Source organism: Nocardia shimofusensis NBRC 100134, from assembly GCF_001613125.1.
GTDB lineage: Bacteria > Actinomycetota > Actinomycetes > Mycobacteriales > Mycobacteriaceae > Nocardia > Nocardia shimofusensis.
In genome coordinates this window covers 15,905-28,274 of sequence record NZ_BDBT01000044.1, presented here as the reverse complement: position 1 = coordinate 28,274, position 12,370 = coordinate 15,905, and the positions used below count along the sequence as shown (strand labels likewise).

The following is a 12,370-nucleotide window of genomic DNA, read 5'->3' as shown; positions in this document are numbered from 1 at the left end:
GAGCTCGGTGAGGGTGCGGTCGGTGGCGGCGAGCCAGTCCCGGTCGAGGGTGCCCTGACCGCAGACCGGGCAGGGACAGGCGCTGGTGGCGGCGACGTGGTGGCGGGCGCGGCGCAGCAGGTCGAAGGTGCGCAGGTCGGCTTCGCTGTCGGTGGTGGTGAGCTGGTCGAGCGTGGCGGCGCAGGCGGTGAGCCGGTCGGCGAGGACGGTGACCTCGGCGGGGTCGGGGATGGTGAGGGCGAGGACGGCACGCAGAGTGGTGGTGTCGCCGGTGTCGGCGTCGCTGCGCAGGTAGCCGGCGAGGGTGCCCAGATCGGGGGGATCGGCGCGCAGGGCCGCTGCCGCACGGGCGGCGCGGTCGTCGGCGAGGGCCTCGAGTTCGGCGATCAGGGCGGCGCGGTCGAGGCGGGAGTGTTTGGCGGCGCGTTCGCCGTCGAGCCTGCGGGTCCGCAACCGGTCCTGGGCGGCGATGAGTTCGTCGAGGCCGAGGAGCTGATGCAGGGCGTCGAACAGGTCGCTGGGCCGACCGTCGACCAGGCTGCCGAGTTCGCTGTAGGACAGGAACGGGCGATAGAGGTCGAGGATCGGGGACCAGGCGGCGGCGTCGAAATCGGCGACGGTGCCGTCGGTGTACTGCAGCGACCAACGGGCTTCGTCGAGCGCCGCGAAGGCGTCCCATTCCTTGACCACCAGCGGCGCGGGTTCGGCCCCGGCGGTGAGCAACTCCAGTTCGATACGGGTGCCCGCACCGTCGTGCAGATTGCGCCAGCCCTCCCTCCACTCGGCCGAACGACCGTCCCAGCGCCGGTTTCCGCCGGTCAGGGCGAGTTCGGCGGCCTCGGCGAAACTGGATTTGCCGCTGCCGTTGCGTCCGACGACCAAGGTCAGGCCCGGGCCCGGCCGCAACTCGAGCTCGGCCTGCGCGCCGATACCGCGGAATCCGCGCACCCGGATCGCCCGCAGGAAGACCCCGGCGATGTCGACGCCGTTCGCGGCAGCGAAACCTGTTGCGGGCGAATCGGAACGGCGGGTGTCGAGGGCGTCCAAGACGACCGTCTCGACCTCGGAGGACACCGTGGGGTCGGCGGCGATTTGTTGGGCGACCAGGGCGGCGAGGCTTTCCGCGCCTGCCGTGTCGAGCGACCGCTGCCAACCCACCCGGGAAATCCCCCTCCAGCACGGCCGGATCCGCCCCGCGTCCGGCGTCCGTTGTCGATAGCCGAGGGGAACGCTACCCGATCGTCCCAGTTCCGCATATCGGCCGAAGATCCGACGCTGCCCGAAAAGCGGACGCCGAAGGAAGTTCTCACGCGAACCTGCCCGCAAGGGATGGCAATGGCCATCGAAGGAGCCGCTGCGCTTCGATGTCCACCCCTCGACCAACCCCGACGGGCAGCTCGACGCGAAGCACCCGCGAGGCGGGTGGTCCGGCAGAGCCGAACAGGACAGAATGCCAGACCGGTCGGTTCGGCGCAAGTCCACGTCGCGCACGAATTCCGGCCCGGCACAGTCGTTTCCGTGAAATCGCCAGGGGCCAGCGGTCGCGCTGTCGGTGCTCTCGGGTAGAAATCGGGCCAGAGACAGCGACCGCATCGACTCCGAGGGCGACACCCATCCGATGACAGCCAGGCCGGCCACGACCCGCACGCCCGATCCGGCGACGGCCGCCCAGCGCGGTCGCCGGGTCACCGCGGGCCTGGCCGAACTCGATATCTGGCTGGCCGATCAGGTGCGCACCGGCCTGGCCAGGATGGACCGGTCCAGCAGCGCGTTCGAGGCGATGGCGGCGCGGATGGTCGACGCCCAGGCTCCCGCTGTCGCCGCCCGGCTGCGCGCGCTCGCCTACGGCGACCGCACCGCGCCCGATGGGCCGCGCCGGACGCTGGCCGAGCTCGCGGCCCTGCACCTGCTGATCACCGCGCATCGCGATCTCGACGATCTGCCCGAGGCGCTGGCCGCCACGGTCCGCACCCACATCGGCTACCCGATGCCCACCGCGGCCGTCCGGGAGCGACCCGCTGTGCGTGATCACTGGATGACTCTGGGGATGCGGGTCGGCGCCGAGGACCGGCTGCACACCCGGCGCACCTGGTTGCGGGGCCGCCGTACCCACCGCTGGGCGCTGCTCGTCGAGCACAGTTTCGGCGACGATCCCGCGTTCCCCGCTACCGCGCCGCCGCCGGGGCGGATGGTCGACGCCGAGGTGCACTACTACCCGGGCGCCCCCGAACTGCGCGCGCTGTGGGGTGTCCGGCACGGCGCCGAGGAGCCTTTCACCACCATTCCCGCTCCAGCTCCCACCCGAGCGGCCGTCTCGCAGGCCGGGCACCCGCGGCCCACCCGCGACACGGACACAGACAGCGGCTGCGCCGCGGCGCACGCCGCCTATGCCGAGGCGCTCACGGCGGACCCGTGGCTGCGATCGTGGCCGGTCCTGCTGCGCGAGGTGATCCCCGCCGTGGACGGTCACCGGCAGGTGCTGGTGGACCGGACGGGCGCGGCGCTGCCGATCACCGGTCTCGAGCAGCCGTGGCGGATGCTCGGAGCCGCGGGCGGGCATCCGGTGACGGTTGTGGGCGAGTGGACGGCCGACGGGCTGGTTCCGATCTCGCTGCTGACCCACGGCGAGATCGTCGATGTGCGCGAGCCGGACGCCGTGCCCGATCCGAGGCGCGCGGCGGACACCGTGGCCACGTCCCCGCCGGATGAACTGACCGCGACGGCGCTGCTCGGCACAGCCCACCGGACGCTGGATCCGGCAAGCCTGCCCCCGCCGGTGGCCGAGCTGGTCACCGAGTTGACCGGCGACCCCCCGCAGGTGCTCTTGGCAGCGGCGGCCCTGCGCGAGGTCTACGACCGCGCGGCGCGTACCCCGGAGACCGCCGCACTCCCCGATCCCGCGCCCGACGACCCACGACGACTCCTGCCCGGTCCCGCGGCGGTCCGCCTGTCGGACATGCTGCGGGTGCGGTCGCCGTTCCTTCCCGAGTGGTTCGACGCGGCGCTCCCCCACGACTACCGCGCGCCCGGCGCGCTGTGCGCGCGCCTGCTCGAGACCGCCGAAGCCGACCCCGCCGTGCGCGCCCCCCTGTTGCGCCTGGCCGGTGCTCGCGGACGCTGGCTGGCCGCGCGGCATCCGACCTGGCACGAGCTGTTCGCCGACACCGCACCCGAATACGGCGCCGCCGCGGCGACCGGCTCACCGCCGCCCGCGACGCAAGCGCCCCCATCGACGACCGAATCCGCACCGCCGACGCCCGGCGCGAAGCCCCCCGCGACCGGTGAGGCAACCCCGGACACCTGGCTGTTCGGCACGCCCGCACATCGGCGCGCCTGGCTCGCCGGACTCCGCCGCCGCGACCCCGCGACCGCCCGTCGGCTCCTCGAGCAGGCGTGGCCGAAGGAATCCGATCCGGGCAGGGCCGATCTGCTCGCGGTCCTCGCCGAGGGGCTCGATTCCGGCGACGAGCCACTGCTGGAGACCGCGCTGGAGGACCGCCGCTCCGAAGTGCGTCGCACCGCCGCCGGTCTGCTCGCCGCGCTGCCCGGCTCGGCCTTCGCCGGTCGGATGCGGGCGCGCGCGGCGCGGTGGCTGCGCGTCGAGCACGCCGGAGACGTCGTGGTGGTGCACGTGGACCTCCCCGAAGAACTCGACGACGCGGCGCGGCGCGACGGCATCACCGACCGCACCGTCGAGTTCAGCTACCGCTGGAACGGCGTGCCCGATTACGCGGCGGGCCGGTTGCGACAGCTGGCGGCCGTGACGCCGCTCGGCTACTGGACCGAGTCGGTCGGCGAGCCGCGCGCGGCCCTGCGGGCGCGGGTTCCCGACCGCTACCGCCAGCCGCTGCTCGACGGCCTGCTCGACGCCACCCTGCACCAGCGTGACCCCGTGTGGGCCGCGGCATTGTTCGGTAACGGCGTGCCCTCCGACACCGCGCTGCTGCGCCGCCGCGAACTGTTCGCGCTCATGCCGCAGCAGGCGCGGGTCACGCACCTGCGCCGCCTGGACAGCGCCTGGCTGTCGGAACTGGAGGCCCTGCTACCGGCGATGGAGCACCCCTGGCCGCGGGAGCTGGCCCAGCACGTGATCCTGTTGCTGCTGGAACGCGCGCGGATCTGCGAGCAGAACCGGGGCACCCACGGCACCGGGCCCGCCGCGCATCGATCGCTGCTGACCGCGGCCGCCACCCACCTGCCCGTCGACGCGACCGGGCTGGTCGGGGTGGCGGCGGGCCGCTGCGCCGAACCTTCCTGGCGGCGGGCCTTCGACCGGCTCGCCGACGACCTCACCCACCGCTCGAAGATGCTCGAGGAGTTGCAGCAGTGACCACCCCCGACCAGACCGCCACACCGGACCTGTTGCGCCCCCACGCCGAGCAGGCCTTCGCCGCGGAACTGCGGGCGTTGGCCGCCGCCGACGAACGCCCGCGCCCGCCGTCGTGGCGGCTGTCGCCGTGGGCGGTGGTCACCTATCTGCTCGGCGGCACCCTCGCCGACGGCACCGTCATCACCCCCAAATACGTCGGCCCGCGCCGATTGATGGAGGTCGCGGTCGCCACGCTGGCCACCGATCGCGCACTGCTGCTGCTCGGCGTCCCCGGCACCGCGAAAACCCGGGTCTCGGAACATCTCTCGGCCGCCATCGCCGGGAATTCGACACTGCTCGTGCAGGGCACCTCCGGCACCACCGAGGAGTCCGTGCGCTACGGCTGGAACTACGCGCGGCTGCTGGCCGAGGGCCCCACCGAGGGCGCGCTGGTGCCCTCCCCCGTGCTGACCGCGATGCGCGCCGGTTCCCTGGCCCGCATCGAGGAACTCACCCGCATCCCCTCCGACGTGCAGGACGCGCTGATCACCGTGCTCTCCGAGAAGACCCTCCCGGTCCCCGAGCTGGGCACGGAAGTGCAGGCCGCCAAGGGTTTCAACGTGATCGCCACGGCCAACGATCGGGACCGGGGCGTGCACGAACTGTCCTCCGCGCTGCGCCGCCGCTTCAACACCGTGGTGCTGCCGCTGCCCGCCGACGAGGAGGACGAAGTCGCCATCGTCGCCCGGCGGGTCGAACAGCTCGGCGCCGCACTGGAACTGCCCCCGGTCCCGGCCGCCGCCGAGGAAGTGCGCCGGGTGGTGCGGGTCTTCCGCGAACTGCGCTCCGGGGTGACCGCCGACGGGCGCACCAAGCTGAAGTCCCCCTCGGGCACCCTGTCGACCGCCGAGGCGATCTCGGTGCTCACCAACGGAATCGCGCTGTCCACCCACTTCGGCGACGGCGTACTGCGGCCGACGGACATCGCGGGCGCCCTGCTCGGCGCGATCGTCAAGGACCCGGTCGCCGACACCGCCGTGTGGACCGAGTATCTGGAAGCCGTCGTGCGGGAGCGCCCCGAGTGGGCCGACTTCTATCGCGCCTGCCGCGAGGTCACCGGTTGACCCCGGCATCGACAACGGCCCCCCGGGTGACGGATTCCGCCGCTGCGGAGTCGGCGGATGCGAACGGCTCCCGGACGGGCACGGCGGACGGCGCGGTGACCCGGGTGTTCGGCATCAGGCACCACGGGCCGGGTTCGGCGCGCTCGCTGGCGACGGCATTGGCCCGCTTCCGGCCCGACGCGATCCTGATCGAAGGTCCGGCCGACGCGGACCCACTGATCGCCCATGTCGCCGCCGAGGGCATGGTGCCGCCGGTCGCGCTGCTGGCCTACGTACCGGGCAGTCCGGACCGGGCGGCGTTCTGGCCGTTCGCGGTGTTCTCCCCCGAGTGGCAGGCCCTGCGCTACGCCGCCACGCACTCCGTGCCGGTCGGCTTCTGCGATCTGCCCGCGAGCATGGTGCTGGCCGCCGACGAGGCCCCGGGCGATCGGTCCGACCCGCTGGCCCGGCTCGCGGCAGCCGGCGGCTACGACGACGCCGAACGGTGGTGGGACGCGGTCGTCGAGTCCGCACCGGGCGCGGCCGAGCGCCCGGTCGCGGGTTCGATCGGCGAATCCCTCGGCGACAGCGACATCTTCGACGCGTTGACCGAGGCGATGGCTGCCCTGCGCGAAGACTCCGGGCAGCTCGACGAGCACACCTTGCGGCGCGAGGCGTACATGCGTCAGATGATGCGTCAGGCGATCAGAGGCGGCGCGCGCAGGCTCGCGGTGGTGTGCGGGGCCTGGCACGCGCCCGCGCTGGCAGGCCCGCTCGGCCCGGCGGCTCCGGACGCCCGGTTGCTGAAGGGCATGCCGAAGGTCAAGGCGAGCCTGACCTGGATCCCCTGGACACATTCGCGGCTGGCGAGTACGTCGGGTTACGGCGCGGGGATCGACTCGCCGGGGTGGTATCACCACCTGTTCACCGCCACCGGGCAACCGATCGTCCGCTGGCTGACGCGGGTGGCCGGGGTGTTGCGCGCACACGATCTGCCGGTGTCGAGTGCGCATGTCATCGAGGCCGTGCGGCTGGCCGACACGCTCGCGGCGCTGCGGGATCGGCCGCTGGCGGGGTTGTCGGAGGTGACCGAGGCGGTGCGGTCGGTGATGTGCGGCGGCGACGAGACGATGGTTCGGGTGGTGACCGAGGAACTGGTCGTCGGGGAAGCGCTGGGCACGGTCCCGGAGGACGTGCCCACGGTCCCGCTGGACGCCGATCTGCGGGCCACCGCGCGCAGGTTGCGCTGGAAGCAGGAGCCCACCGGACGGGCGATCGACCTGGACCTGCGCAAGGAACGGGAGCGGGAACGCTCACATCTGCTGCACCGGCTCGCCCTCCTGGGAATCGATTGGGGCACACCGGCCACCAGCGACGTGCGGGCCACCGGGACCTTCCGGGAGAGCTGGACGCTGCGCTGGCGCCCGGAATTCGCGGTCGCGGTGATCGACGCGTCACGCTGGGGTACCACCTTGCGAACCGCGGCGGAGGCGAAGATCCTCGACACCGCAGCCGGGCCGGATCGCCGCCTGGCCGACCTGACCGACGCCCTCGAACGAGCCCTGCTCGCCGACCTCACCGGCGCCGTGCCCGCGCTCATCGGCCGGCTGGCCGAGGTCGCCGCGCTCGATCACGACGTCACCCACCTGCTGGCCGCGCTGCCCGGCCTCGTCCGGACGCTGCGCTACGGCGATGTGCGCGGTACCGACACCACGGCGCTGGCAGGGGTGGCCGACGGCCTGTTGCTGCGGGCCTGTGCGGGGCTGCCCGGCGCGGTCACCGGCCTGGACACCGCGGCCGCCGAGCAGTTGCGCAGCCTGCTCGACGCCACCCACCTGGCCATCCACACCCGTGACGATGCCGTCGCCACCGGCACCTGGATCGACGCGCTCACCCGGCTGGCAGGCCGGGACGACGTGCACGGCGCGCTGGCCGGGCGGGCCGTGCGGCTGCTCACCGACGCGGGCGTGCTGACCTCGCAGGAGGCGGCGGTCCGGCTCTCGGCAGCGCTGTCGGTGGGTGCGACCGCCGCGCAGAAGGCGTCCTGGGTCGACGGTTTCGTCGGCGGCCAGGGTCTGCTGCTGGTGCACGACCGCCCGCTGTTGCGGCTGATCGACCGGTGGATGCGCGGACTCGACGACGAGCAGTTCATGGAGACGCTGCCGGTGCTGCGACGAACCTTCGGGGCGTTCGAATCCGGCGAGCGGCAGGCGATCGGTCGGGCCGTGCGTGATACCGGGGCACACGCCCCGGCGCCCGCGGTCGCACCCACGGCGGTCGACGACGAACGCGGACGCCGCGCCATGGGCACCGTCGCCGCCCTGCTGGGCATCTCCGGGAGGGACAGCAACTCCGGGAAGGACAGCAACTCCGGGAAGGACAGCGGTGTCCGAGATCGATGACCATCACGCCCGCCGTTGGCGTCTCGTACTCGGCGCCGCCGCCGAACCCGAGCTCGGCGGTCTCGGCACGTCCGAGGACACAGCCGTGGACCGGGCGCTCGGCGCCCTGTACAACACCGGCGACGAACCCGGCGGCGGCGACCGCGGCGGCGGGCTGGGCGGGTCGGCCCCGCGGGTGGCGCGCTGGCTCGGCGACATCCGCACCTATTTCCCGTCCACCGTGGTCGAGGTCATGCAACGCGACGCGATCGACCGCCTGAACCTCACCGAACTCCTGCTGGAACCGGAACTGCTCGCCGCCGTCGAACCGGACGTGCACCTGGTCGGCACGTTGATCGGCCTCAATCGCGTCATGCCCGAGACCACCAAGCAGACCGCACGAGAAGTGGTGGCCCAGGTGGTGCGCAAGATCGAGGAGCGCATCGCCACCCACACCCGCACGGCCGTCGGCGGCGCGCTCAACCGAGCCGCCCGGACCTCGCGGCCCGCGCCGCGAGACATCGACTGGGACCGCACGATCCGCCGCAATCTCGCCAGCTATCTGCCCGAGTATCGCACCGTCGTGCCGAAACACCTGGTCGGCCACGGCCGCAAGAGCCAGGCCGTGCGCCGCGAAGTGGTGCTGGCCATCGACCAGTCCGGCTCGATGGCCGCCAGCGTGGTCTACGCCTCGGTGTTCGGCGCGGTCCTGGCCTCCCTGCGTTCGCTGCGCACCCACCTGATCGCCTTCGACACCGAGATCGCCGACCTGACCGATCAGCTCGACGACCCGGTCGAGGTGCTGTTCGGCACCCAGCTCGGCGGCGGCACCGACATCAACCGCGCCCTGGCCTACTGTGAGTCCCTGATCACCCGCCCCGACGACACCCTGTTCGTCCTGGTCTCCGATCTCTTCGAGGGCGGCATCCGCGCCGAGATGCTGCGCCGCGTCCGATCCATGCGCGAATCCGGCGTCCAGGTGGTCGTCCTGCTCGCCCTCAGCGACGAAGGCGCCCCGGCCTTCGACCACGACAACGCCGCTGCCCTCGCCGGGCTCGGCATCCCCGCGTTCGCCTGCACCCCCGACGCTTTCCCCGACCTGCTCGCGGTCGCCTTCGACCGCGGGGACATCCGCGCGTGGGCGGACGCGAACGCCGGGAAATCGGGCCGGGGCTGACGCGGAATCCCGAAAACGAACGAGCGCGCGACGGGATTCGTCGCGCGCTCGCCCGGTGTCGCGATCAGAGATCGGCGATGGCCGCCAGCGGGGGCGTGCGGGCCGCGCGAATGGCAGGCCATACGGCGGCCAGCACACCCACTACCGCCGCGGAGATCAGCACCAGGATCAGCTGGTCCCACGGGACGGCGATCTGGTCGATGCCGAAATCGCTGAGCGTGCGCAGGAATCCGACGCCGAGGCCGAGGCCGAGGACGACGCCGACGATCGCGCCGAACACCGCGATCAGCACCGACTCCAGGTAGATCGTGCGCCGGATCTGCGAGCGCAGCGCACCGACCGCGCGCAGCATGCCGATCTCGCGGCGACGCTCCACCACCGACAGCGCCAGGGTGTTGATGATGCCGAGGATGGCGATCACCACCGCCAGGGCGAGCAGACCGTAGAGGACGGCCAGCATGGTGTTGATCTGCTGGCCCTGGGTGCCCTTGAACTCCTCGCGGTCCTGGACCTGCACGATCACGAATTGATCGGTGGCCCGCTCCAGCTCCGCACGCAGTGCGGCCGGGTCGGTGCCGTCTTTCGCGGTGACCAGGACGAAGAAGTTGCTGCGGAACGTCGGCGGGGTGATCTCCTCGAAGACCGACGGCGAGACCACCAGTTCCGACAGCAGCGGGGTGTTGCGATAGATGCCCGCGACGGTGACCGCGACCTTCTGGTTGCGGTCCAGCCCGGTCAGTTCGGTGCTCTGGCCGACGCTCAGGCCGTGCTCCTCGGCCTCGTTCTGCGAGACGAGGATGTCGCGGTCACCGATCGTCGCGGTGCCTTCGAGGATCTCGTAGTTCAACGCCGCGCCGATCGGACCGTCCGGGGAGACGCCGGTGGTCCGGTCGTCGCCGATGCGGACCGCCACGCCACGGAAGCCGACCACCTCGGCGGCGTCGGGCACGTTCGCGCGCACCGCGTCGGGCACCGCGAGCGGCAGGCCGATCACCTGCTGCGGAGGGCCGGTGAGCACGAAATCGGACTGCACGCCCTTGTCGACGAGCACCCCGATGCTCTCCTTGGCCGAGGCGCCGAGCATGCCGATCGCGGTGACCAGCATGAGGCCGAGGGTCAGCGCGAAGGCCGTCGCGGCGGTGCGGCGCGGATTGCGCACGGCGTTGTTGCGCGCCATCCGCCCGACCGGGCCGAACGGCTTGAACAGCGCGCCGAGCGCGCCGACCACCGGTTGCGACAGCGCGGGCGAAGCCAGCAGCACCGCCAGGATCAGCGCGAGCGCGCCGATGCCGACGATCGAGGCCGCCGTGCCGCCGGTCGACTGCGCGCCGAGCACGACCAGTCCCGCACCGATCACCGCGAGGACCACGCCGACGAGGGTGCGCACCTGCAGCGAGTCGCCCGCCGAGGCGAACTCCTCGCGCATCGCCTCCACCGGCGGGATCTTGGCGGCCCGCCGCGCGGGAGCGTAGGCGCTGACCACGGTGACCAGCAGACCCACCAGCAGCGCGACCAGCACGGTGCGCGGCAGCACCGCCATCGAGCCGGTCGGCACCCCGAGGTCGAAGGCATTGAGCAACTCGGACAGGCCGAACGCCAGGCCGATGCCCCCCGCCAGCCCGAGCAGACTGCCGATCACACCGATCACCAGTGCCTCGACGACCACCGAACTGCCGACCTGCCTGCTGGAGGCGCCGATGGCTCTCAGCAGCGCCAGTTCGCGCAGACGCTGAGCGACGATCATCGAGAAGGTGTTGTAGATGATGAAGGTGCCGACGATCAGCGCGATCGCGCCGAAGGCGAGCAGGAAGTAGTTGAGGAACTCGAGCGCCTCGGAGATCTGCGCCTGCAGGTCCGCACGCACCTGTTCGGCATTGCGGACCGCGTAGTCCGGCAACGCCTCGGCGAGCCGGTCGCGCAGTTCGTCGGGGTCGGTTCCGGACGCGGCGGCGATGTCGATGTGCGCCACGTGCTTTCCGTCGGTGAACAGTTCGCGGGCCTGCGCGTCCTCGAAGAGCAGGCCGACGTAACCGCCGACGTCGGTGGGCACGTCGTAGATACCGGTCACCGTCACGTCGATCACCGGCATCTGCCCGGCCCCGGCCGAGGGGATCAGGACCTTGGTGCGGTCGCCGATCTGCAGATCTGCCCGCTCCGCGGCGCTGTTGTTGATGGCGACCTCACCGGGGCGGCCGGGCGGCGTGCCCGCGAGGAACGTCTCGGTCTCGCCGACGGCCTGGTCCGGCGGCAGGTAGGACTCGCCGACGCTGGGCGCCCCACCGGTCTGCACCGGCTTCTTGCCCTCCGGATCGAGCAGCAGGATCACGCCGCTCACCGCCGGGGCCACCGCCCGCACGCCCTCGGTCTGCTTCACTTGCTCGACGACCTCGAGCGGGACGCCGAAGGACTGCATCTCCTCCGTGCTCACCCGCACGTCGACTCCCTTGGCCTCGTCGGCGAAGATGCCGTCGAAGGTGCGCTGCAGGGTGTCGGTGAAGACGAACGATCCGGCGATGAAGGCCGTGCCGAGCACGACCGAGAGCAAGGTCAGGGCCAGGCGCACCTTGTGCGCGGCCAGATTGCGCAAGGCGACCTTGCGCATGGGAGACGACGCCATCAGAGCTTCTCCAGTGCCTTCATCCGGTCGAGCACGGACTCGGCGGTGGGATCGCGCAACTCGTCCACGATCCGGCCGTCGTTGAGGAAGACCACCCGGTCGGCGTAGGCGGCGGCATAGGGTTCGTGGGTGACCATGACGACGGTCTGGTCGAACTCGTCCACGGCGGTGCGCAGGATCGAGAGCACTTCACCACTGGAACGGGAATCCAGGTTGCCGGTGGGCTCGTCGCCGAAGATGATCTCCGGCTTGCCCGCCAGCGCCCGCGCGCACGCGACGCGCTGCTGCTGACCGCCGGACAGCTCGCTGGGGCGGTGGGTGAGCCGATCGGCCAGACCCAGGCGCCCGACCACGGTGTCGAGCCACTCCTGGTCGGCGGTGCGGCCGGCGATGTCCAGCGGCAGGGTGATGTTCTCCAGCGCGGTCAAGGTCGGCACCAGGTTGAACGCCTGGAAGACGAAGCCGATGCGGTCGCGCCGCAGCATGGTCATCTGCTTGTCGTTGAGGTCGGTCAGGTCGGTGTCGCCGATCCGCACGACGCCGGAGGTCGCGCTGTCGAGGCCGGCCAGGCAGTGCATCAGGGTCGACTTGCCCGAGCCCGACGGGCCCATGATCGCGGTGAACTCGCCCTTGGCGAACTCCACCGTGATTCCGTCCAGTGCCCTGACCTGCGTGTCCGCCGAGCCGTACACCTTGGTCACGTCGATGGCGCGCGCCACGATCACCCCCGGACGCACCGGGTCCGCTGATTCGACGCCAACAGCTTGCGATGTCATGCCCACC

The 12,370-nt window shown here is 72.2% G+C and carries 7 protein-coding genes; 4 read left to right on the top strand and 3 right to left on the bottom strand.

The window, feature by feature from the left end; genetic code table 11:
- On the bottom strand, positions 1–1,158 hold a 1,158-nt coding region (locus NS3_RS26945), incomplete at its 3' end, for an AAA family ATPase (RefSeq protein ID WP_245649836.1).
- Between the two features lie 460 nt (positions 1,159–1,618).
- On the opposite strand from NS3_RS26945, the gene NS3_RS26940 reads away from it, so the two are divergent.
- From NS3_RS26940 to NS3_RS26925, 4 genes are all read left to right on the top strand, one after another.
- Complete coding sequence (locus NS3_RS26940) at positions 1,619–4,330, top strand: DUF5691 domain-containing protein (protein ID WP_067865475.1); 2,712 nt, start codon at positions 1,619–1,621, stop codon at positions 4,328–4,330.
- The gene (locus tag NS3_RS26935; RefSeq protein WP_067865473.1) at positions 4,327–5,433 is read left to right on the top strand and encodes an ATP-binding protein; all 1,107 of its coding nucleotides are present in this window, start codon (positions 4,327–4,329) and stop codon (positions 5,431–5,433) included. The genes NS3_RS26940 and NS3_RS26935 overlap by 4 nt, the downstream gene beginning before the upstream one ends.
- A gap of 95 nt (positions 5,434–5,528) precedes the next feature.
- Positions 5,529–7,814: a DUF5682 family protein gene (locus tag NS3_RS26930; protein WP_245649835.1), complete on the top strand. Its 2,286-nt coding sequence runs from the start codon at positions 5,529–5,531 to the stop codon at positions 7,812–7,814.
- The gene (locus tag NS3_RS26925; protein WP_067865470.1) at positions 7,798–8,970 is read left to right on the top strand and encodes a VWA domain-containing protein; all 1,173 of its coding nucleotides are present in this window, start codon (positions 7,798–7,800) and stop codon (positions 8,968–8,970) included. Before NS3_RS26930 ends, NS3_RS26925 begins: the two co-directional genes overlap by 17 nt.
- Positions 8,971–9,034: 64 nt before the next feature.
- Here NS3_RS26925 and NS3_RS26920 read toward each other — a convergent pair whose 3' ends face one another.
- Positions 9,035–11,587: an ABC transporter permease gene (locus tag NS3_RS26920; protein ID WP_067865468.1), complete on the bottom strand. Its 2,553-nt coding sequence runs from the start codon at positions 11,585–11,587 to the stop codon at positions 9,035–9,037.
- Entirely contained in the window at positions 11,587–12,363 is a 777-nt protein-coding gene (locus tag NS3_RS26915) for an ABC transporter ATP-binding protein (RefSeq protein ID WP_067865465.1), read from the bottom strand. Before NS3_RS26915 ends, NS3_RS26920 begins: the two co-directional genes overlap by 1 nt.
- Positions 12,364–12,370 lie beyond the last annotated feature (7 nt).

Excerpts from the sequence above, each read along its gene's own strand:
- NS3_RS26940 (WP_067865475.1), top strand. The coding sequence starts at position 1,619 with ATGACAGCCAGGCCGGCCACGACCCGCACGCCCGATCCGGCGACGGCC.
- NS3_RS26915 (WP_067865465.1), bottom strand. The coding sequence starts at position 12,363 with ATGACATCGCAAGCTGTTGGCGTCGAATCAGCGGACCCGGTGCGTCCG.
- NS3_RS26920 (WP_067865468.1), bottom strand. The coding sequence starts at position 11,587 with ATGGCGTCGTCTCCCATGCGCAAGGTCGCCTTGCGCAATCTGGCCGCG.